18 protein-coding genes are annotated in these 22,677 nt (G+C 52.1%); 16 read left to right on the forward strand and 2 right to left on the reverse strand.

Translation table 11 applies throughout. From position 1 onward, the window contains the following. Nucleotides 1-46: 46 nt before the first annotated feature. The 6 genes from tig (at nt 47) to CIK78_RS10715 (ending at nt 8,495) form a co-directional block, all read left to right on the forward strand. Complete coding sequence (tig, locus tag CIK78_RS10690; protein WP_096279850.1) at nt 47-1,402, forward strand: trigger factor; 1,356 nt, start codon at nt 47-49, stop codon at nt 1,400-1,402. Nucleotides 1,403-1,468: 66 nt separating this feature from the next. Then, nucleotides 1,469-2,086 carry an ATP-dependent Clp endopeptidase proteolytic subunit ClpP gene (gene clpP, locus CIK78_RS10695; RefSeq protein WP_096279853.1) on the forward strand — a complete coding sequence of 206 codons (618 nt, stop codon included), beginning with the start codon at nt 1,469-1,471 and terminating at the stop codon, nt 2,084-2,086. A gap of 74 nt (nt 2,087-2,160) precedes the next feature. Next, entirely contained in the window at nt 2,161-3,441 is a 1,281-nt protein-coding gene (gene clpX / locus CIK78_RS10700; RefSeq protein WP_096279855.1) for an ATP-dependent Clp protease ATP-binding subunit ClpX, read from the forward strand. A gap of 213 nt (nt 3,442-3,654) precedes the next feature. Continuing rightward, the gene (gene lon / locus CIK78_RS10705) at nt 3,655-6,066 is read left to right on the forward strand and encodes an endopeptidase La (RefSeq protein WP_096279857.1); all 2,412 of its coding nucleotides are present in this window, start codon (nt 3,655-3,657) and stop codon (nt 6,064-6,066) included. 211 nt (nt 6,067-6,277) lie between these two features. After that, the gene (locus tag CIK78_RS10710) at nt 6,278-6,550 is read left to right on the forward strand and encodes an HU family DNA-binding protein (protein ID WP_096279859.1); all 273 of its coding nucleotides are present in this window, start codon (nt 6,278-6,280) and stop codon (nt 6,548-6,550) included. A 124-nt stretch (nt 6,551-6,674) separates the two neighbouring features. Next, nucleotides 6,675-8,495, forward strand: a complete 1,821-nt coding sequence (locus CIK78_RS10715; RefSeq protein ID WP_096279861.1) for a SurA N-terminal domain-containing protein — start codon at nt 6,675-6,677, stop codon at nt 8,493-8,495. Between the two features lie 70 nt (nt 8,496-8,565). Here the strand turns inward: CIK78_RS10715 and CIK78_RS10720 are convergent, their stop codons facing one another. Together CIK78_RS10720 and CIK78_RS10725 are read right to left on the reverse strand one after the other, a co-directional pair. Next, entirely contained in the window at nt 8,566-9,339 is a 774-nt protein-coding gene (locus CIK78_RS10720) for a UDP-2,3-diacylglucosamine diphosphatase (RefSeq protein ID WP_096279863.1), read from the reverse strand. Between the two features lie 17 nt (nt 9,340-9,356). Continuing rightward, nucleotides 9,357-9,857: a peptidylprolyl isomerase gene (locus tag CIK78_RS10725; protein WP_096279865.1), complete on the reverse strand. Its 501-nt coding sequence runs from the start codon at nt 9,855-9,857 to the stop codon at nt 9,357-9,359. Nucleotides 9,858-10,037: 180 nt separating this feature from the next. Between CIK78_RS10725 and CIK78_RS10730 the strand changes: the two genes are divergently transcribed. The 10 genes from CIK78_RS10730 to CIK78_RS10775 all read left to right on the forward strand — a co-directional run bounded on the left by CIK78_RS10730 (nt 10,038) and on the right by CIK78_RS10775 (nt 22,669). Further along, on the forward strand, nt 10,038-11,717 hold the full coding sequence (locus tag CIK78_RS10730; RefSeq protein ID WP_096279867.1) for a glutamine--tRNA ligase/YqeY domain fusion protein: 1,680 nt from the start codon (nt 10,038-10,040) through the stop codon (nt 11,715-11,717). A 24-nt stretch (nt 11,718-11,741) separates the two neighbouring features. Further along, nucleotides 11,742-13,130 (forward strand): cysteine--tRNA ligase, encoded by a 1,389-nt coding sequence (gene cysS, locus CIK78_RS10735; RefSeq protein ID WP_176483392.1) that lies wholly within the window; start codon nt 11,742-11,744, stop codon nt 13,128-13,130. 162 nt (nt 13,131-13,292) lie between these two features. Next, complete coding sequence (locus tag CIK78_RS10740; RefSeq protein ID WP_096279871.1) at nt 13,293-14,234, forward strand: ABC transporter substrate-binding protein; 942 nt, start codon at nt 13,293-13,295, stop codon at nt 14,232-14,234. A 49-nt stretch (nt 14,235-14,283) separates the two neighbouring features. Next, nucleotides 14,284-15,483 (forward strand): ABC transporter permease, encoded by a 1,200-nt coding sequence (locus tag CIK78_RS10745; RefSeq protein ID WP_096279873.1) that lies wholly within the window; start codon nt 14,284-14,286, stop codon nt 15,481-15,483. Further along, nucleotides 15,480-16,442: an ABC transporter ATP-binding protein gene (locus CIK78_RS10750; RefSeq protein WP_096279875.1), complete on the forward strand. Its 963-nt coding sequence runs from the start codon at nt 15,480-15,482 to the stop codon at nt 16,440-16,442. The genes CIK78_RS10745 and CIK78_RS10750 overlap by 4 nt, the downstream gene beginning before the upstream one ends. Then, on the forward strand, nt 16,435-17,175 hold the full coding sequence (locus tag CIK78_RS10755; protein WP_275542732.1) for an ABC transporter permease: 741 nt from the start codon (nt 16,435-16,437) through the stop codon (nt 17,173-17,175). The genes CIK78_RS10750 and CIK78_RS10755 overlap by 8 nt, the downstream gene beginning before the upstream one ends. 134 nt (nt 17,176-17,309) lie before the next feature. Next, nucleotides 17,310-18,512, forward strand: coding sequence for a thiamine pyrophosphate-dependent dehydrogenase E1 component subunit alpha (locus CIK78_RS10760; protein ID WP_096279877.1), 1,203 nt, complete (start codon nt 17,310-17,312; stop codon nt 18,510-18,512). 1 nt (nt 18,513) lies between these two features. Continuing rightward, nucleotides 18,514-19,491, forward strand: coding sequence for a transketolase C-terminal domain-containing protein (locus tag CIK78_RS10765; protein WP_096279879.1), 978 nt, complete (start codon nt 18,514-18,516; stop codon nt 19,489-19,491). 38 nt (nt 19,492-19,529) lie between these two features. Further along, nucleotides 19,530-20,816 carry a 2-oxo acid dehydrogenase subunit E2 gene (locus CIK78_RS10770; RefSeq protein ID WP_096279881.1) on the forward strand — a complete coding sequence of 429 codons (1,287 nt, stop codon included), beginning with the start codon at nt 19,530-19,532 and terminating at the stop codon, nt 20,814-20,816. 5 nt (nt 20,817-20,821) lie between these two features. Next, nucleotides 20,822-22,669, forward strand: a complete 1,848-nt coding sequence (locus CIK78_RS10775) for a protein kinase (RefSeq protein WP_096279883.1) — start codon at nt 20,822-20,824, stop codon at nt 22,667-22,669. Nucleotides 22,670-22,677: the final 8 nt, after the last annotated feature.

A 22,677-nucleotide genomic window follows, 5' to 3' on the forward strand; every position in this document is an offset into this window, starting at 1 on the left:
TTATTACATGCAATCAACACAACGCCAAGCCGTTAGAGGACAATTCATGCAAGTTTCTGTCGAGACGACCTCCCAGATCGAACGCCGTATTACTATTCAAGTGCCGGCGGCCGAAATCGACGAGGCTGTTAGTGCTCGCTTGAAAGACACCGCGAAGAATGTTCGTTTGAACGGCTTTCGCCAGGGTCGGGTGCCGATGGCTGTCGTTAATCAGCGTTACGGCCAAGATGCGCGCAATGAAGTAGTAAACGAAGTGATGCGCGAACGCTATGTGCGTGCCATTACTGATGAAGGCCTAAATCCAGCGGGTTTCCCGAAAATTGAGCCTTCCGTCAACGAAGCCGGTAAAGATTTAGAGTTCGTTGCGGTAATGGAAATCTATCCGGAGATAGAGCTGGCTTCCATCGAAGGGACTGACATTGAGCGTCCTGTCGTTTCAGTTAGCGATGCCGACGTTGATGAAATGATCGATACGCTGCGCAAGCAAAATGCAGCTTGGGAAGAAGTTGATGCCGCTGCTGCGGATGGCGATCAAATCACTATCGATTTCCAAGGCTTTATCGGTGATGAGCCGTTTGAAGGCGGCAACGCCGAAGGTCACTCGCTGGTTATCGGTTCAAACAGCTTCATTCCCGGTTTTGAAGAGCAGCTGATTGGTGCTAAAGCCGGCGAAGATAAAACGCTTAGCGTTACTTTCCCTGCTGATTACCAGGCAGAGCATTTAGCCGGTAAAGAAGCGACGTTTAAAGTGACGGTTCATAAGGTCAGCAGTCAGAAACTACCTGACGTTGACGCTGAGTTCATCGAACGCTTTGGCGTTGAAGACGGCGACCAGGAAAAATTCCGCGCTGAAATCAAGAAAAACATGACCCGTGAAGCGTCGCAGGCCGTTGATAATCGCGTTAAGCAGCAAGTGCTTGATGCGCTTAAAAATGTCAATGACATCCCTGTGCCTAGCGGCTTAGTCCAGCAAGAAACGGACGGCATGAAGCGTCAAGCTGCGCAACAGTTTGGTTTGGGCGAAGACTTTGATGTCAGCCAACTGCCGAATGAGCTTTTTGAAGAGCAGGCTAAAGGGCGCGTTCAGGTTGGCTTGTTGCTGGCTGAAGTTATTAAGGCTAATGAGCTTGATGCTGATGATGATGCAATCAAAGCGAAAGTGGCCGAGCTTGCTGAACAGTACCAAGACCCTGACGAGGTTGTCAGCTATTACATGGGTAACGAGCAGCTGAAAACCCAGGTTAAATCTGCCATTCTCGAAGAAAAAGCGGTAGCCAAGCTGCTTGAATCAACGAACGTGAAAGACGTAGAAATGTCGTATCAGCAAGCCCTTGCCGCTGCGCAAAAGCAGGCAGAGCAAGATGAGGGTGCTGAAGAGGAAGGCGAGCAAGCTAGCGCCTAACACCCTGGAACGTGGCGCACCCATTTCGGTGCGCCTTTCCCTTCCCGGACGCAAGGAATCACCTGAATGAGTGAGTTCGATATTCAAAATGCCGGCGGTTTAGTGCCCATGGTGGTTGAGCAGAGCGCCAAAGGGGAAAGAGCCTACGACATTTATTCACGCTTGTTGAAAGAGCGTGTCATTTTCCTGGTAGGGCCTGTAGAAGATTACATGGCTAACTTGGTCGTCGCGCAACTGCTGTTCCTAGAGTCAGAAAATCCGGATAAAGACATTCACCTGTATATCAATTCACCGGGTGGGTCGGTCACTGCAGGTATGTCGATTTACGACACTATGCAGTTTGTTAAGCCCGATGTGTCTACCGTCTGCATTGGCCAGGCGGCCAGTATGGGCGCACTGCTGCTAACAGCAGGGGCAGCAGGAAAACGTTATTGCTTGCCTAACTCGCGAGTGATGATTCATCAGCCGCTAGGTGGTTATCAAGGCCAGGCGTCTGACATCGAAATTCATACCCGTGAAATTCTTGGTATTCGCGAGAAGCTGAATCAAATTCTTGCTCATCATACGGGGCAGGATATTGAAACCGTTTCGCGTGATACAGACCGCGATAATTTCATGAGCGCCAATAGAGCCAAAGAGTATGGCTTGATTGATGCAGTGCTGGATAAGCGGCCTACATCCTGATAGCGTGATAGGATTCTGCTTTTCTAACGAGCTTTTTCGGCGGCGTTAGCCGCCGCAGTGACAGAGGTATACGAATGGCCGACGGCAAAGGCAAGGACGAAGGTGGCAAACTGCTGTACTGCTCGTTTTGTGGCAAAAACCAAAACGAAGTACGTAAGCTGATTGCGGGCCCGTCCGTCTATATCTGCGATGAGTGTGTCGACTTATGTAATGACATCATTCGCGAGGAAGTTCTCGAAGCCGATGCCGAGAGCGACGAGGAGCGTTTACCTACGCCCCGCGAAATACGTCATACTCTGGATGATTACGTCATTGGGCAAGATCGCGCCAAGATGGTGCTATCCGTAGCGGTATATAACCACTACAAACGCCTGAAAACAGATGGACGCGACGGTGATGTTGAACTAGGCAAATCAAATATTCTGCTGATTGGACCTACTGGTAGTGGTAAAACGCTGTTGGCAGAAACCATGGCGCGTCTATTGAATGTGCCGTTTACTATCGCTGATGCAACAACGCTAACGGAAGCCGGCTACGTCGGTGAAGATGTTGAAAACATTATCCAAAAGCTGCTGCAGAAGTGCGATTACGATGTCGAAAAAGCCGAGCGCGGCATCGTTTATATCGATGAAATCGACAAGATTTCACGTAAATCTGACAATCCTTCTATAACGCGGGATGTGTCGGGTGAAGGCGTTCAGCAGGCGCTGCTCAAATTGATTGAAGGGACTACTGCGTCAGTGCCTCCGCAGGGTGGCCGCAAGCATCCTCAGCAAGAGTTTGTCCAGGTCAACACGAGTAATATTCTGTTTATCGTCGGCGGTGCATTTGCAGGCCTCGATAAGGTTATTCGTGACCGTGCGGAGAAAGGCGGTATTGGTTTCAATGCTGCGGTTAAGAGCAAAGAGTCTTCTCGTGGCGTGGGCGAGCTTCTCGCTGACGTTGAGCCAGAAGATCTGGTGAAATTCGGTCTGATTCCTGAGTTCGTAGGTCGTTTACCGATTATTGCAACGCTGATGGAGCTGACCGAAGATGCATTGGTACAGATCCTTACCGAGCCGAAAAACTCGTTGATCAAGCAGTACGCTAAGCTGTTCGATATGGAAGGCGTAACGCTTGAGTTCAGAGACGAAGCATTGCGTGCGGTTGCTGAAAAAGCCATGGAACGCAAAACAGGTGCACGCGGACTACGCTCTATTTTAGAGTCGGTACTGCTGGACACTATGTATGAAATCCCATCGCTTGAAGGCGTCAGTAAGGTGGTCATTGATGGCTCAGTCATTGCGGGTGAAAGTGAACCTCTGCTGATCTACTCTCAGCAAGAAGAAGCCCTTGTTGACGGCACGGATGGCTAATGCGTTAGTCAAGTGTCGTGGCCCAGCTTAACCGCTTGCGCTAATCCAAGGGGTCGCCTAGGCGGCCCCTTGTTTTTATGAAGCGCTGTTGTGAAGTGTTACTACGTAGTCTGCTCAATGCGAATGCTTAATTAGGCAAGCGTTGTTAAGACTATGCAGTACTTTTCCAAGTACTCCTTAAGTACTCATCCGATTTGCCGAGGAACGTCTGCGATGCAGCAGAACGCCGAACAGACTCAGTGTCTACCCCTTTTGCCATTGCGTGATGTCGTTGTTTATCCGCAAATGGTCATACCTCTTTTTGTAGGTCGTGAAAAGTCTATCCAGGCGCTCGAAGCGGCGATGGAGGCTGATAAGCGTGTATTGCTGGTCGCTCAACGAGAAGCTTCTCAGGATGATCCAGATAACGCCGATCTTTATTCCATGGGTACCGTGGCTGACATTATGCAGTTGCTTAAGCTGCCAGATGGAACGGTTAAAGTACTTATTGAGGGTAGTTTTCGCGCGGATGTCTTGGACGTTGAAGAAAACGCGGCTGGCTATACCCAGGCATATTTGATGCCCCGGGAAAGCGAGCCGTTGACCTCTCGTGAGCAAGAAGCGCTGGTGAGGGTGCTGCTCAACCAGTTCGAACAGTACGTTAAGTTATCTAAAAAAGTCCCCAATGAAGTATTGAATTCGCTGTCAGGGATTGAGGATCCAAGCCGCTTGGTAGATACCATCTGTGCACACTTATCGCTCAAAATTGGTGATAAGCAAGAGCTATTGGAGATGGATCGGGTGCGTGATCGTATAGAGCATTTGATGGCTCTGATCGAATCTGAAATTGATCTGCTTCAAGTGGAGAAGCGCATCCGCTCTCGAGTGAAAGAGCAGATGGAAAAGACCCAGCGCGAGTACTATCTCAACGAACAGATGAAGGCCATCCAGAAAGAGGTGGGGGACCTTGATAATGTACCTAATGAGGCTGAGAAGTACGAGAAGGCGATTAAAGAATCAGGCATGCCCAAAGACGCCTCTGACAAAGCCACTCAAGAGCTTAATAAATTAAAAATGATGGCTTCTAATTCTGCAGAAGCCACCGTTGTGCGTTCTTATCTAGACTGGTTAGTAGCGGTGCCGTGGAAAAAGCGCACCCGCGTTAAGCATGATCTGGTAAAAGCTCAGCAGGTGTTGGATGAGGATCATTACGGTTTAGAAGAGGTCAAAGCGCGGATTCTCGAGTATCTCGCTGTACAGAAGCGTGTGCGTAAGATGAAGGGGCCTGTACTATGCTTGGTTGGCCCGCCAGGGGTGGGTAAGACCTCGCTTGGTCAATCGATTGCCCGTGCCACCAACCGCAAATATGTGCGTTTGGCACTGGGCGGCGTACGCGATGAGTCAGAAATTCGTGGGCATCGGCGTACGTATATTGGTTCGCTGCCTGGTAAATTGATGCAGCGTATGAGTCGTGCTGGTGTCAAAAACCCACTTTTCCTATTAGACGAAGTCGATAAGTTAGGTATGGATCATCGTGGTGATCCTGCTTCTGCGCTGCTCGAAGTGCTGGATCCTGAGCAGAACAACAGCTTTAGTGATCATTATCTAGAGCTGGACTATGATCTTTCTGAGACACTGTTTATCTGCACGGCAAACTCGATGAATATTCCCAGTGCGCTGCTCGATCGCATGGAAATTATTCGTCTGCCGGGTTACACCGAAGATGAAAAACTGGCAATCGCAAAGCGCTATTTGTTGCCGAAGCAGTTAGAAGCTAACGGTTTGAAAGGCGATGAGCTGACGTTGGAAGACAGCGCGTTGTTAGAACTTATCCGCTATTACACCCGTGAAGCGGGTGTGCGCGAACTCGAACGACAAATTGCAAAGGTGTCGCGTAAAGTTCTGCGCGAACGGATTGAAAACGAAAATGACCCGCAGGCTAGCCAGGCGGGACAGAGCTTAACTGCTGAGCAGATTGAGCACTATGCTGGCGTGCGTCGCTATAGCTACGGCTTGGCTGAGCAAGAAGATCAAATCGGCCGAGTTACAGGCTTGGCTTGGACATCGGTGGGTGGTGAGCTGCTTAATATTGAGTCCGTTGTTACGCCCGGTAAAGGGCGAATCAACAAAACGGGCTCTCTTGGCGATGTGATGAAAGAGTCGGTAAGTGCTGCCCAGACAGTGGTTCGCGCTAGGGCCGAAGCTTATGGAATTGATCCCGATCGATTTGAGAAAGAGGATCTGCATATCCACGTGCCCGAAGGAGCCACGCCGAAGGATGGCCCCAGTGCCGGTATTGCGATGGTAACGGCGATTGTTTCCGCTTATACCCAGCGCGCAGTGCGCTGTGATGTTGCCATGACCGGTGAGGTTAATCTGCGCGGTGAAGTGTTGCCCATTGGTGGGTTGAAGGAGAAATTGCTGGCAGCTCGCCGCGGTGGTATAAAGACAGTGCTGATTCCTGAAGAAAACCGCCGTGATCTCAAGGAAGTACCAGATAATATCAAAGGTGCACTGGATATTCGTCCTGTACGTTGGATTGATGATGTCTTAGCCGTAGCGTTAGCTGATAAAGTAGAAAAAGGTGCGCAGTTAAAAAATACTGAAGCATCGTTTAACAGTGACGTCGTTGCTAGTACCCATTAAGCGGTTAAAGCTCTTTTTGATCTTTAACTTTACTTAATATTTTGGCCCGCTGTCTTGTGTGGCGGGTATTTCGAGGCATGGTTGCTCGACATGGGTTGCTTGACATAGCTTTAGAGGCATTGCTATAAAACGCAGCTATGCTTTGATAGTGATACCCATCGGTGCCATGCCGTTCAGAGCCATTTTTTTTGAAATAGTCAAGGGGTGAAGAGTGAATAAGTCCGAGCTGATTGAAGCCATTGCCGCATCTGCCGATATTCCTAAAGCAGCGGCAACCCGTGCATTGGATGCCATGGTAGAGTCTGTCACCGGTAGCCTGAAGAAAGGTGAAAGCGTATCGCTGGTAGGTTTTGGTACCTTCGCAATCAAAGAGCGTGCCGCTCGAACTGGTCGCAACCCTCAAACCGGTCAGCCGATCCAGATCAGTGCTGCAAAAGTACCCAGCTTCAAAGCAGGTAAAGCGCTGAAAGACGCCGTTAACTAATTTGGCAGCGTTTGTTGTAACCAATGGGCGCATCGCACTGGCGATGCGCCCATGTTATTTTCTGGCCCCTATTTGTTAAGATTTGGCGGGTCGATGTGTTTGGCTGTGACTATCTGAGGCTAGCATGCTGCAAAGTATTCGAGATGGCTCCAGGAGCTGGGGTGCCAAAATTATTATCGGTGTTATGGTCGCGGCCATGGCATTTTTCGGGATTGAGTCACTGTTCGGGCTTTTTGGTAGTGATCCGAATGAAGTGGCGAGCGTTAATGGCCAGCCAATTATGCGTCAGCAGGTTGAGCTAGAGGTGCAGCGAGCGCTCCGTTCAGGGCAGGTGCCACCAGAGCAAGAGCGCGCCTTGCGTAGCGATATGCTCGATCAGCTCATCACTCAGCAACTGCTATCTCAGTATGCTAAAGACGGTGGTTTTAGCGTTTCTGATGAGCAGTTAGATCAGATGATTGTCGGCCTGCCTGAGTTTCATGATCAGGATGGACGTTTCTCCGCTGACGTATTTCGTAATCGCTTAGCGGGTGCCGGCTATACGCCGATGTTGTTCCGCGATGAATTACGCGTTGATATCCAGCGCCAGCATTTGCAGCAGGGCCTCGCTTTTAGCGACTTTAGCCTACCTAATGAGCAGAGCCGCTTGGCAGAGCTACAGCGTCAGCAGCGTAATTTCCGCTATGTCGTATTAGATGGCTCAGATTTAGAAGCTGATATCGCCGTCAGCGAAGAGGCAATGCAGACTTATTACGACGCTAATCAAGCCCGCTTTGAACGGCCTGAGCAGGTACGCCTTGAGTACGTATTACTTGACCGTAGCGCGATGGCGCAAGAGAGTGAGGTCGATGAAGGCGCGCTACTGGATGCATGGCGCGAGCAAAATCGTGATGCTGACCGCCGCGTTTCGCACATCATGGTTACCTTTGGTGGTGAACGCTCCCGTGACGAGGCTCAGGCCTTAGCCGAAACCGCACGCGATGCACTGGATGGCGGTGAGTCTTTTGAGGAAGCCGCGTTACGCTACTCTGACGATACCGCCAGCGCTGAAGAGGGCGGTGATCTTGGGGTTATTAGCCGCGGTTTCTTTGGCGATGCGTTTGATGAGGCTGCCTTTGGCCTTGAGGAAGGTGGCATTTCTCAGCCTGTAGAGTTGGACGGTGCTTTCCATATTATCCAAGTAACGGATATCCAAGGCCCTTCGTTTGAAGAGCAGCGTAATGAGCTAGCGCGTGAAGTAGCCCTGCGTGATGTTGATAGTGATTTTAATCAGCAGGCTCAGAAGCTAATCGATGAAAGCTTTGCCGCGGATGACTTGCAAGGCGTTGCCGACCAGATTGGCTTAACGCTCAATGAAAGTGACTGGCTTGGCCGCGATGATCAAAGCGAGGGAGTGCTGTCTGAACCTGGCGTGATGTCGGCTGCTTTCAGTAGCGACGTACTGGAGGAAGGCTATAACAGCGAAGTGATTGAGCTCGATCCGGATCGGCGCATGGTGCTGCGGGTTGCCGAACAGCGCGATGCTACGCTGCTATCGCTTGATGATGTGCGAGAAGAGGTTGAGATTTCTGTAGCAGCCGAACAGCAGCAGCAGGCGTTACGAGAAGAAGCACAGGCGTTAATCACCCAGCTGAAAGGTAGCGGCCAAGCCGATATTGACTGGCTAGAGGCTGATAACGTTAGTCGCCAGGCCGATACCACGGTGCCTCAATCCATTGTGCAAGAAGCTTTCCGCATGAAGCACCCTGAAGAAGATCAGAGTGTCTATGCATCGGTTGAACTGCCGCAAGGCGTCGCCATTGTGGCGCTCGATAGCGTTAGCGATGGGGAAGTCGATGAGCAAATGCAGACGTTTGTCACCCAAATGTCTGAGCAGCTACGCGCTCAATCCGTTCTACAGGGGTTGATTGAGGATCTGCACAGCGATGCAGACATCGAGCGTTAAAATCGTATTGCCTGTTTGCAAAAAAAAGCCGATCTTCGTGATCGGCTTTTTTAGTGAAGCGACTCAATAATCAGGCGCTGGGCAGTTGGGCCAGTGTGAATTGGCGTAGCTGTGGCGTAGCTATGCCAGTGGTCTCAATAACGATATCCCAGCCATGCTGGGCATCCCAGTCGCCCAGCACATAGCGCTTGGCTGGAACGCCTTCCACCGTCACATCATGTACCAATGGGCGATGTGTGTGGCCGTGAATCATGGTGGCAACGCTGTAGCGCTCCATCAGCGACGTGACCTCTTGCTGCGTAACATCCATGATTGCCTCGGCCTTCGTTGCGTTGGCTTCCCCTGACTGCAAACGCAGACTTTTGGCTAGCTCCAAGCGCTGCTCTAAAGGCAGGGCAAGCATCTGTGTTTGCCACTCTGGATTACGCGACTGTGCTCGAAAAGCCATATAGGCCTGATCCATGGTGCACAGGCTATCGCCGTGCAGTAATACAACGGGGATGCCCTGAATTTCCACCTCGTGAACATCAGGCAGCAACGTTGCCTGGCAGGCCGCTACGAAGCGCTCACCCAGCAGGAAGTCGCGGTTACCGTGCATCAGATAGATGTGGGTGCCATCGTCACTCAGCTTACGTAAGCGCTGAATAACTTCTTGTGCAACCCGGCTGAGCGGATGGGCGGTAGCGTCAAGAAGGTCATCGCCAATCCAAGCATCAAATAAGTCACCCAGAATATATAGGGCATCGGCGCCAGAGGCGGTGTGTTCTAGGTAGTCATAAAACCCCTGATTAAGCTCAGGGGTATCGCTACTCAGATGCAGATCTGCAACAAGCAGTGTGCGCATAAAGCTCCCGGCCTTCGTTATTCAGCGTCTTTGACGTAGGCACGCTCAATAATGACATCTTCAGCAGGCACATCGGCGTGCATCCCGCGGCGAGTAGTCGCTACGTTTTTAATCTCGTTCACAACATCCATACCATCAACGACTTCACCAAATACCGCATAGCCCCAGCCTTGCAGGTTTTTGCCGCTATGATTTAGGAAGCTATTGTCGCCTACATTAATGAAAAACTGCGCAGTAGCAGAATTTGGGTCCTGGGTGCGAGCCATGGCCAGCGTGCCAACAGTGTTTTTCAAGCCATTGTCAGCTTCATTGTCAATGGCGTCACGGGTAGGTTTTTGCTCAAAGTTCTTATCAAAACCGCCGCCTTGAACCATGAATCCGTCGATTACCCGGTGAAACAACGTTTCGTCATAAAATCCGTCGCGGACGTATTGTTCAAAATTCGCCGCGCTAATCGGCGCTTTTTCATGGTTAAGAGCGATGGTGATGTCACCGTGGTTCGTCTGTAATACGATCATTGATAAATTCCTGTTCAATAAAGGCGTTCGCCTTGGCGCTGTGCATCGGCGTCACGTTATAATAGCTGTTTTGCCCTGCACCGCGAAGGCCCATAGTAGTATCCTATGTTTTTACGGGATGTTTTCACGGCATGCCTTCATTGCTTAGTACGCCATCCACCAGAGGTTATCAACACAATCATGACCAACGAGACCACCCCAGCGCCGAACTTCATTCGCAACCAAGTACGCGACGAAATCGAGGGCGGCCAGGTCACTAAAATCGTGACACGTTTCCCACCGGAGCCAAACGGCTTTTTGCATATCGGCCATGCGAAGTCGATCTGTTTAAACTTTGGGTTGGCGGAGCAGCTGGGTGGCGAGTGTCATTTACGTTTTGACGACACCAACCCGGCGAAAGAAGAGCAAGCCTACATTGATGCGATTAAAGAAGACGTCAGTTGGCTAGGCTTTGAGTGGGCAGGCCCCGTGCGTTTTGCTTCGGACTACTTTGATCAGCTTTACGCCTGGGCGCAGCACTTGATGCGTGAAGGCAAGGCCTATGTCGACGATCTTTCACCCGATGAAATTCGTGAGTACCGCGGCACGCTGACGTCGCCAGGCAAGCCTAGCCCTTATCGCGAGCGCAGCGCCGAAGAGAACCTGGATTTGCTAGCGCGCATGCGTGAAGGTGAGTTTGGTGAAAGTGAAAAAGTCGTGCGTGCAAAAATTGACATGGCGTCTCCTAATATCAATCTTCGCGACCCCATCCTTTATCGTATTCGTCACGCCAGCCATCATCAAACGGGCGATAAATGGAAAATTTATCCCTCCTACGATTTCACCCACGGCCAGTCAGATGCCATCGAAGGCATTACTCACTCAATCTGCACCTTGGAATTTGAAGATCACCGCCCCCTTTACGAGTGGTTTTTGAACAACCTGCCGGTGCCTGCCAAACCGCGCCAAATTGAGTTTGCCCGGCTAAATCTGGATTATACGCTTACCTCCAAGCGCAAGCTGAAGCTGCTGGTCGATGAAAACATTGTCAATGGCTGGGACGATCCGCGCATGCCGACTATTTCTGGCATGCGTCGTCGTGGCTACACGGCGGCGTCTATTCGAAAGTTCTGCGAGATGATTGGCGTTACTCGCGCTGATGGTGGCTTGGTTGATATTGCGATGCTTACCCACGCGATTCGCTCGGATCTTGAGGACAATGCACCGCGAGCCATGTGCGTATTGAAGCCGCTGAAAGTCGTGCTGACCAACGTTCCGGCAGACCACGAAGAAATGTACGAAGTGCCTGGGCACCCAGCGCGCGATGATATGCCGATGCGCAAGGTGCCGTTCACTCGGGAACTCTACATCGACCAAGAAGACTTCATGGAAGATGCGCCCAAAAAATTCTTCCGCCTGGCGCCAGGTAAAGAAGTTCGTTTGCGCAATAGCTATGTGATTCGCTGCGATGAGGTCATTAAAGACGCCGCCGGTGAGATTGCCGAGCTGCACTGTTCGGTTGATTTTGACACCCTGGGCAAAAACCCTGAAGGGCGTAAGGTTAAAGGTGTGATTCATTGGGTTAGCGCACCTCACGGCGTGCCGGTAGAAGTGCGTCTGTATGACAACCTGTTCACCATTGAGCAGCCTGATCGTGATAAAGATGTCGATTTCCTTGAGCACTTAAATCCTGAGTCTTTGGTGGTGTGTCACGCCATTGGAGAGCCTAGCCTTGCTGAAGCTACTCCTGAGTCACGCTTTCAATTTGAACGTGTCGGCTACTTCTGTGCTGATCGTCACGACACCACGCCGGAAAAACTCGTGTTTAACCGTACCGTGGGTCTGAAAGATAGCTGGGCTAAAATCAAGCAGAAGGGTTAAGGGCTGAGAAACATGGATAGGCATATGCATATTTACAATACGTTGACGCGACGCAAAGAACCTTTCACCCCGCTAGTGGCGGGAAAAGTGAGCATGTATGTTTGCGGCATGACGGTGTATGACTATTGCCACCTTGGGCATGCCCGAGTGATGGTCGCCTTTGATGTCATCACGCGCTATTTGCGTGAGCGTGGTTTCGAGATCAACTACGTACGCAATATTACCGATATCGACGACAAAATCCTCAAGCGCGCTGATGAAAATGGTGAAAGCATCTCGGCACTGACTGAGCGTATGATCGCAGCCATGCACGAAGATGAGGCGCGTTTATTCGTCTTGCCGCCGAGTCACGAACCGCGCGCCACCGGGCATATTGGCGATATCGTGGCCATGATTGAAACGCTGATTGAAAAAGGTTATGCCTACGCGGCTGATAATGGAGATGTCTATTATCGGGTACGTAAATTTGCAAATTACGGCAAGCTTAACAACCGCCAGCTTGACGATATGCGCTCAGGTGCGCGGGTTGATATTGATGTCAACAAAGAGGACCCGCTCGATTTCGTCCTCTGGAAAGCGGCTAAACCGGGCGAGGCTCACTGGGCGTCGCCCTGGGGCAACGGTCGCCCTGGCTGGCATATTGAGTGCTCTGCGATGTCGACCTGCTGTTTGGGCGATACGTTTGATATTCATGGCGGCGGGCCGGATTTAACCTTTCCGCATCATGAAAATGAAATTGCCCAAAGCGAAGCGGCCACTGGCAAAACTTACGTTAATACTTGGATGCATGCTGGGGCAGTGCGTGTGAATCAAGAGAAGATGTCCAAGTCGCTGGGCAACTTCTTTACCATCCGCGACGTGTTGGCCGAACACGACCCCGAAGTAGTGCGTTTTCTGCTGGTGGCGAGCCATTATCGTAGCCCTATTAACTATTCAGTAGATTCACTGACGGAAGCAAGAAAATCACTGACTCGCTTATACACGGCGCTGCAGGATGTGGAAGTTAGCGTCGTAAATAGCACCGCGTCGACCTATCGTGAGCGTTTTACTCAGGTCATGGACGATGATTTCAACTCTCCAGAAGCGCTGGCCGTATTGTTTGAATTAGCGCGAGAACTCAATCGCGCCAAGCAGGAAAAGCCTGAAGAAGCGCCTCGCCTGGCCGCTGAGTTAAAGCAGCTTGGCGCTATTTTGGGGCTGCTTCAGCAAGTGCCACTAACCTTCTTGCAGGGCGCGCAGCTGGCTATGCCACTTAGCGAAAGCGAGATTGACGCTAAAATAGCGCAGCGCATAGCGGCCAAAGCGAATAAAGACTTTGCCCAGGCCGATGCAATCCGCGATGAGCTTGCAGCGCTAGGCATTATTCTTAAAGATGCTCGGGAAGGCACGTCTTGGATCTTTGAAGCGCCTTAGCGTATATCCATTAAATGGCTTGGCTGAGATAGGCTCTGACTTAAACGCTAAGGGTCTTTTTATACTCAAGACGCTGAAGGCTCTTATACTCAAGGCGCTGAAGGCTCTTATACTGGATAAGAGCCTTAGTCGACAAAAGCCCACTGCAAAAGGAATTCCAAGATGCGCTTTTCTGCTAATTCTTTCATGGCTAATTGCTTCATTGTTAAGCCCTTGATCGGCGCCTGTGCCGTATCTTTGACGGCATTCTCTTACGCCAGCGCTAATGAGCCGGTGGTCGTCTCATCAAAAATCGATACGGAAGGTTCCGTGCTGGGTGAGCTGATTATTCAGACTCTTGAGCGCAATGACATTGCTACCGAAAACCGCTTGCAGCTAGGCGCTACCAGCGTGGTTCGTACAGCCTTAGAAGCTGGTGAAATTGATGTGTACCCAGAGTACACGGGGAACGGCGCCTTCTTCTTTGATATGACCGACAGCGGCGTGTGGAATGACGCTGACAAGGCGTATGAAACCGTTCGAGAACGCGATGCAGAGCAAGGCTTAGTGTGGTTACAGCCTGCTAGCGCTAACAACACCTGGGCAATGAGTATCCGTGAAGACGTCGCCACCGAGAATGATCTAGTAAGCCTCGATGATCTGGCCGCCTATTTAGCTGACGGTGGCGCGTTCAAATTTGCGGCTAGCGCTGAGTTTGTAGAATCAGCGCTAGCGCTTCCAGCGTTCCAGCAAGCCTATGGCTTTACATTGGGCGATGATCAGCTGCTGGTGCTTTCCGGAGGTAACACCGCCGCTACTATGCGCGCCGCAGCGCAGCAGACCAGCGGTGTTAACGGCGCTATGACGTATGGCACGGACGGCGGATTAAAAGCCTTGGGTTTAGTGGTTCTGGAAGATACCAAGGGCGTACAGCCCGTTTATCAACCTGCGCCCGTAGTACGTGAAAGTGTCCTGTCCGAGTATCCGGAAATGGAAGCGTTACTTAACGAAGTGTTCGTCACTCTCGACTTAGATACGCTGCAAACGCTTAATGCCGATGTGGCGGTTAACGGCTTGTCGCCGGCCCAAGTGGCCAGTGACTATCTTGACACGCTGGATCAGTAGCGCCTGATCTCGTTAATTACTAGTCTTTGATGCTCAGGATGATTCATTAATGTCGCTACGGGATGCACTGCCGACCCCCCGCATCCACCGAGATGGGCTGAACCCTAATGCTGTGCTGATTAGCCTTAGCATTGTCATGCTGGCGGCATTCTGGACATTAGACATGGTGAGCATGGCCCCCAATCGAATTGTATTGGGAACCGGCTATAGTGCCCCGGCAGCGTTTGGCTGGCCCGGTGCACTGTTAGCCACGCTACTGTTCTGCGCCATTAGTTTTTTAGCGTGGCAGCCAAGTCAGCGCCACTACCAAGCGCTGCTAGCGGCGGTGGTTATGCTAATGGCCTTAATGCCGTTCGGATTAATAGTCAGCAGCTTTTTATTAATTGAGCCTGAACTTGCCCAGGCGCGTTTAGGCCTGGGAGCCGGGTACTGGGTGACGCTGTTCATACTGTTGCTGTGTTTGGTAGAGCTGCGTTTACGCCTAAACCTAACACGCCTATGGCCCACACTGTTGCTCAGTGGCATTGCCTTAGTGTGGTGGCTGTGCGCCACGCTCTGGTTAGATAGTCTTGCTTTGGTGCAAGAGTTTAAAGCGCGTGATCAGCTGTTTCTCCGCGCTGTTGGCCAGCATATGACGCTGGTGGGTATTGCCGTTAGCGTGAGCATTGTATTGGGGCTTGCGCTGGCGCTATTAATGCGCCGCTACGCACGGCTACAGAAAGTCGCCTTCACGGTACTCAATTTCCTTCAAACGATTCCTAGCATTGCACTGTTTGGCTTACTGCTGGCACCGCTTGCCTGGCTTGCCGTTAACGTGCCTTTTTTAGCCAAGCTTGGCGTTAGCGGTATTGGCACAACGCCTGCTTTAATCGCATTGATAGCCTACAGCCTGCTTCCCATGGTACGTAACACCTATACCGCGCTTGAAGAGGTTAGCCCTGTGACATTAGAGGCTGCCAAAGGTATGGGCATGCGTGCTAGCCAGCGATTTTGGCAGGTGCGGCTGCCGCTGGCGCTACCGGTGCTGTTAGAGGGCGTTCGCATTACCACAGTTCAAGCTATTGGATTGACCGCCGTGGCGGCGCTGATTGGTGCAGGAGGCCTTGGCACCTTTATTTTTCAAGGTTTAGGTCAGGCGGCAATGGATATGGTTTTGCTTGGCGCATTGCCTATTTTAATGCTGGCTCTCGTAGTTGATGCAGGTTTGGGGGCGCTGGCTGAAGCGCTGCGCCCCGGGGGGGCAAGATGATTGAGCTTGCGCACGTCTCTAAGCGATTTGGCAGTGAAATCGCGGTAAACGATATCTCGTTACGGATACCCAAAGGCAAGTTCTGCGCATTAGTCGGCACCTCCGGCTGCGGTAAATCGACGACGCTGCGTATGATTAATCGCTTGATCGCGCATAGCGAGGGCGAAATCATCCTCGATGGAGCATCGATCGAAACGTACGACCCGGTAAAACTACGCCGTCGGATTGGCTATGTTATTCAACATACGGGGCTATTTCCTCACTGGAGCGTGGCGCGCAACATTGGCCTGGTTCCGCGGTTGTTAAAGTGGCCATCAATAGACGTTCAGGCGCGTGTAGAAGAGCTGATGCAGTTGCTGGGCTTGCCGGTCGAAGAGTTCGGGCATAAATATCCCCACCAGCTTTCGGGTGGCCAAGCGCAGCGGGTAGGCGTTGCGCGCGCACTCGCTGCCAATCCCGATATAATGCTGATGGACGAACCCTTTGGCGCGCTTGATCCTATCACCCGTGAAAAACTGCAGGATGAACTAGCAAAACTGCAGGCGCGAATGCACAAAACCATTGTGTTCGTGACTCACGATATGGACGAAGCGCTAAAGCTAGCCGACCACTTGGTTGTCATGCGAGATGGGCGGATTGTCCAGCAGGGCTCACCCCTTGCACTGTTAAAGCATCCCGCCGATCCTTTTGTTGAATCGCTGCTAGGCGGCCTTGAGCGGGGCTTGAAACAAGCGGCACTAACGCGGGTTAAAGACCACATGAACTCGCTGGGTTCAGCGCTGCCTGCCCAGTCACGTATTCCCGCGGACTTTTCACTGCGCCAGGCGCTATCTATGATGCTGCGCGACCATAGCGATCGGCTAACCGTTGTCGATCAGCATGATGTACCTGTCGGCGAGCTTTCGTTACGCAAAATTGTAAAAGAAGCCCATCTGGACAAAGGCAATTCGCGTGAGTAATTCGCTATGGCGATGGCCGCTGCTGTGGATCTCGCTACTGCTTATCAGCGTTGTGGGAATGTCTGCTGCTGAGCCACTTTTTCACTGGGTAGAACCCGATGCTCGGCAGGTGATTTACAGTCGCGCCGATTTTTATGTGCTACTCGGACGCCATCTTTTTGTTGTCGGCATCGCGGCGCTGGTGACGATTAGCATTGGTGTCTCAGCGGGGATTGCCGTCACCCGCAAGCGGGGCAGTGACTTTCTCCCTTTGGTAGGCCAGGTAGCATCATTGGGCCAAACCTTTCCGCCGGTGGCCGTTTTAGCGCTGGCAGTGCCGGTACTGGGCTTTGGTACGCTGCCTATCATTGTGGCGTTAATGCTTTACGGGCTGCTTCCTATTGTGCGTAACACTCTTACGGGGCTGCAAGAAGTTGATGCTGAGCTTATAACCGCGGCTCATGCAATGGGCATGACGCCGTTACAAATATTACGCCAAGTAGAGCTGCCTTTAGCGGCCCCAGTTATATTGGCAGGCATCCGCACATCGGTGACGATTAATATCGCCACGGCCGCACTAGGCGCGACCGTCGGGGCCAGCAACCTGGGCGACCCCATTATTTCCGGCATCGTTAATGGCAATATGGCCTATGTCGTTCAGGGGGCACTGACGATTGCGTTATTGGCGTTATCGGTCGATAGTCTGTTTGAAGTGCTGCAACGCCAGCTGCGTTCTCGTCTCTCTGCGTCTTAAGTAGCATCCCTAAAATCCTTGTGCTGCGTTACTGTCGCAGTAGTTGTGTTGGCCAATGGCAGATAAATCCACTGGCATGAATGGTCTTAACCAGCAACACTGCCCTCATAAGGGGTAAAACAAGGACAATATTCATGACAAAGTACGTACACCAGCCGGATTTTATGACCGGTGATGAGCTTTCGATACCCACGTTTAGCCTGCTTGATCCCGAAGGTGATCTTTACCCAGGCGCCGTAGAGCCCGCCCTTGAACGTGACCACGCTCGGCGTATTTATCAAGCGATGCTCGCTACGCGTATTTTAGACGAGCGGATGCTGGCGGCTCAGCGCCAAGGGCGTCTCAGCTTCTATATGCAGTGCACCGGGGAGGAAGCGGCCGTTGTGGGAGCCGCTGCGGCTCTTAATGATGCCGATATGATCATGGCACAGTACCGTGAGCAGGGCGCCTTGATGTATCGCGGCTTCTCAATTGACGAGTTTATGAATCAGCTCTTCGGCAATGACCTGGATTACGGCAAGGGTCGGCAAATGCCAATTCACTATGGGTCGCGTAAGCTTCACTACATGACCATCTCGTCGCCTTTAGCGACACAAATCCCACAGGCAACGGGCTATGCGTATGGGCAAAAGCTCGCGGGTAACGGTCACTGCACGCTAACCTTCTTTGGCGAAGGTGCCGCATCAGAAGGTGATTTCCACGCCGCGTTAAATATGGCGTCGGTGCACCAGGTGCCGGTTATTTTCTTCTGTCGTAATAACGGCTATGCCATTTCAACGCCTGCCGTTGAGCAGTTTGCCGCTGATGGCATTGCGCCGCGTGCCTTTGGCTACCATATGCACGTTATTCGCGTTGACGGTAACGATGTGTTGGCCGTCTATGAAGCGACCCGCCAGGCACGCAAAATCGCCGTGGAGCGCAACCAGCCGGTACTGATTGAAGCGATGAGCTATCGCCTTGCGGCACACTCGTCCTCGGATGACCCTTCTGGCTATCGTTCTAAAGACGAAGAAGAACTGTGGCGCGCCAAAGACCCGGTGCTACGGCTTCACAAATGGCTTTTGAAAAAGCAGTGGTGGAGCGAAGAAGAAGAGACCGCTCAGCAAGAAACACTGCGTCGTGAAGTACTGGAGACCATGAAGCGCGCTGAAAAACGCTCATCCCCGCCCCTTGAGAGTTTAATCAGTGATGTATATGCCGACATTACCCCCGAGCTGCAGCGTCAATTTGATCAGCTTAAGCGGCATATTCGTCGTTATCCGGATGCCTATCCTCGTGGCGCCAAGTCGCTAGATTTGGGCGTCGGCTCAGGCACTGATTCTCAGGGAGAGGCGTAACATGGCCACAATGAATATGCTCCAGGCGATCAATAACGCCCTGGATATCGCCATGGCAGAAGATGAAAAAGTCATTTGTTTTGGCGAAGATGTGGGTATTTTTGGCGGCGTGTTTCGTGCCACTAGCCATCTGCAGGAGAAGTATGGCAAATCGCGCTGCTTCAATACGCCGCTGGTTGAGCAGGGCATTATTGGGTTTGCCAATGGTTTGGCAGCCCAAGGCTCAGTGCCCGTAGCGGAAATTCAATTTGCCGACTACATTTTTCCGGCATTCGATCAAATCGTCAATGAAACTGCCAAATTCCGCTACCGGTCAGGTGACCTATTCAACGTCGGTGGGCTGACCATTCGCACTCCATACGGTGGCGGTATTGCGGGGGGGCTCTATCACTCCCAGTCGCCAGAAGCCTATTTTACCCATACGCCAGGTTTAAAAGTGGTGGTGCCGCGTAATCCTTATCAGGCCAAAGGGTTGCTGCTGGCTGCTATTCGTGACCCGGACCCAGTGCTTTTTCTGGAACCCAAACGTCTCTATCGCGCCGCGGTAGGCGAAGTGCCCGAAGAGGACTTTCAGCTGCCCATTGGTGAAGCTGAAGTAATCAAAGAAGGTACGGATATCACCGTGGTCGGCTGGGGCGCGCAGATGGAAGTTATTGGTAAAGCCGTTGAATTGGCCGAAGAGCAGGGGATCACCTGTGACGTCATTGACCTGCGCACGCTACTGCCTTGGGATGCCGATACGGTCGTCGAGTCGGTGCTTAAAACAGGCCGCCTAGTCGTGAGCCATGAGGCGCCGTTAACCGGAGGCTTCGCCGGTGAAATTGCTGCCACCATTCAAGAACGTTGTTTTCTCTACCTTGAATCGCCCATCGCCCGGGTGACAGGGCTTGATACGCCTTTTCCGCTGGTATTGGAAAAAGAGTACATGCCTGATCACCTGAAAATTTTTGAAGCGATTCGCGAAAGCGTTAACTTTTAGCGGCTGAAAGCGCCTAAAAACGCATGGGGAGAATAACAATGAGTGATTTTTTACTACCTGATATTGGCGAAGGCATTGTCGAGTGTGAAGTCGTCGAGTGGCACGTTGCTGAAGGTGACGTCATCGCTGAAGATCAGCCGATCGTTGAAGTCATGACCGATAAGGCACTGGTTGAAATCACCGCGCCTGAGGCGGGTATTGTTACCAAGCTTTACGTTCCTCAAGGCCAAATTGCTAAAGTGCACGCGCCGCTTTATGCCTACCAAATTGACGCTAAGCATGAGTCCGCTGGCTCTGTAACCTCGTCGGTAGCCGATCAATCCGGCACTGATGAAATGCCGGTCGAGCTGCCTGAACATGGTTCAGACTTGTCGACGGATACGGCCGCTCAGAAGTCCGGCGGCGAGTATGCGGGCGGCTATAAAGTCCCTGCAAGCCCTGCCGTTAGGCGCTTAGTGCGTGAGCACTCCCTAAAGCTTGCGGACATTGCGAGCAGTGGCAAAGATGGCCGAGTGCTAAAAGAGGACGTGCTGGCGCATTTAGACCAAGTGTCGCCAACTACTGCCTCTGCTAACGCGGCATCGAGCCAATCGGCGCTAGCAATGCCCGCCAACGGCACAGAGCCCAGGGTTGAGCCGTTACGCGGCATACGGGCCGTCATGGCGAAACGTATGGTGGAGGCGGCCAGCACTATTCCGCATTTCCACTATGGCGAAGAGATTGATGTTACCGCGCTGCTATCCTTAAGGGAGCGCTTAAAACCGCTGGCAGAGGCTCAGGGCGAGCGGCTAACGTTAATGCCGTTCTTTATGAAAGCGATGGCGCTGGCGGTTGCTGAAACGCCTATTCTCAATGCGCAGTTAAATACGGCGGGCAATGAACTACATTACTACCCACAGTGCAATATCGGTATGGCGGTGGATAGTAAAGCGGGCTTGATGGTGCCCAACGTTAAACGCGTTGAGCGGCTAACCTTGCTGGAAATAGCCCGTGAAGTAGGCCGGTTAACGACGTCAGCCCGCGAGGGGAGAGTCGATCAAGCCGACCTGAAGGGTGGCACCATTAGCATATCGAACATCGGCGCTTTAGGTGGTACCTACGCCTCACCGATTATCAATGCACCGGAAGCCGCCATTGTTGCTATTGGCAAAACCCAGTGGCTGCCGCGTTTTGATGAAAGCGGCGCGGTTGTGCGTCGTGCCATCATGACCATTACCTGGGCAGGTGATCATCGCTTTATCGATGGCGGGACGATCGCGCGCTTTTGTAATACTTGGAAGGGGTTTCTGGAAACGCCGGACGCCATGCTGCTCCATTTGGCGTAACGTTGATGTCTCAGGCACCGCTTCAGCAGTTTTATATACCCGAAGAGCAGTCGGTATATCTGCTGAGTCATCACGATGCCCGTAAGCTTAAAGACTGGGTGGCGCTGTGCCAAGCGCAGCTCACTCAGTTAGGTTACCAAGGCATTGAGTTAATTGGTAAAGGGGCTTACGGCTTCGTATTTGGCGGTAGCGCCACGCGCCAGGGTGCTACCGCTCATTACGTATTTAAGTTTTCACGCATCACCTTGCCAACCCATCTGCAAGAGCGCCTTGAAGAAGAGGCGTTTATGCTTGATCAGGTCTCGCATCCGCGAATCCCCGGCTTGATTACCTATCAGCGCTCCCGCGGCCAGTCTATTCTGGTGATGGAGCGTGCACCCGGCTGGAATTTAGAGCAGATCTCGCTTAAGCAGGGGCGTCTCTCTGCGCGCTTGATCGTGCGCATTGCCGCTCAGTTGGCCGATATTGTTATGGCTCTGCGGCGGGAGTCTGGGCCTAAGTCTCGGGCGGTGGTCCATGGTGATATCAAACCCTCCAATTTGGTGTATGACCCTGAGAACGAATCGATTGCGCTAATCGACTGGGGCTCATCGGTGTTTGCTCAGCTAGATGCCGAGCTGCAGTTTGTTGGCGCCAACGTGATGGAGCTAATGTCGGACAATCTGCAGCAAACCAATGCCCGCCTAGGAGATGTTTACTTTATCGGAGAGGAGCAGTTGAACGGGGCGCTCTCATCGCCGCGGTTTGATGAGCAGGGTGTTGCGGGCACTCTGTATGCTCTTGCTTCTGCTCAGTCCTGCCGCTTTGGCCACCGGGCTATTCCTGCCTGCTCGCTGGGCTTACCTATGGAGTTTGCGCGTACTTTGGACGGTATGTTGGATCCGGATGCTTACATTCGGCGTAAAGCCGGCGACTATTTTTTACATCATATGGCGCGAATGGCCAGAATAGTGATGATCGATCTGCCCACATCTCTCGATGTGCCGCTGGTGCCTGTTTGGGGCCGCCCGGCTCAGCAGGAAATTGATACCGTTGTGTATAGCTCACGCAAAGCTTTTCTACGCGAAGCCAATGCCCAAGAAACCCTTAATGACGTCAATGATGTGCAGCTGGATCGCTATTACAAGCAGTTTATGCAAGGCATGGGCGAGGCTGAAAAAGCATTTTTGGCCTCGGTAAGCCGCTTAGGAAAATACCCCGTAGTGGGCGGTTTGGCAGTGCGCTGGGAGCGGGAAGGGGTATACATCGACTCTTCGCTAAACCTTCACGACCCTGCACTCAAGCCTGCCTTTATAGAAGCAGTCAATAACATGGTGCACTTGGCCCGGGCCATTCATCGCCAGGGGGTATTTAAAAGCTGCCTGTTTAATGCTCGCCAGACCCTGCACTTAGAGCGTGCTTCAGCAGATGACGCATTTGTCCGCGAATCAACGATGACCATCAGCTATGAGCTAAGTGCGATGCCAGAGCTTGAAGACCGTACGCGCCAGCACAGCTATTTTGAAGACGGTCCTGACCCTGAAGAGCTACTGGTGCTGCCTGCCTCAATAATGCGAGTGCTGCAGCAGCTCAACGATATTCACCACACCGGTATGATTATTTTTGAAGCACTGCCTCAGCACCTCAAAATCCACAGTTACTACCGGTTACTAGACCCTGGTAAAGAGCGTGAGTTTGGCACGCTACTGGACAACATTCTGGCATCGGTTAGCGAAATTGAAGGCCTGGGAGTATCTGGGTTTATGAAAATGCCCTATAAAGACACCCGCTATTTTACTCACCTTGAGAAGCAGCCTGAGCGCTTTTATCCTCGCGACCCGCGGGAATATGTCAAGAAACAGGCAACGCAGTAACGGCCAGG

Origin of the sequence: Halomonas sp. JB37, from assembly GCF_002332255.1 — a bacterium.
In the GTDB taxonomy this organism is placed as follows: domain Bacteria; phylum Pseudomonadota; class Gammaproteobacteria; order Pseudomonadales; family Halomonadaceae; genus Vreelandella; species Vreelandella casei.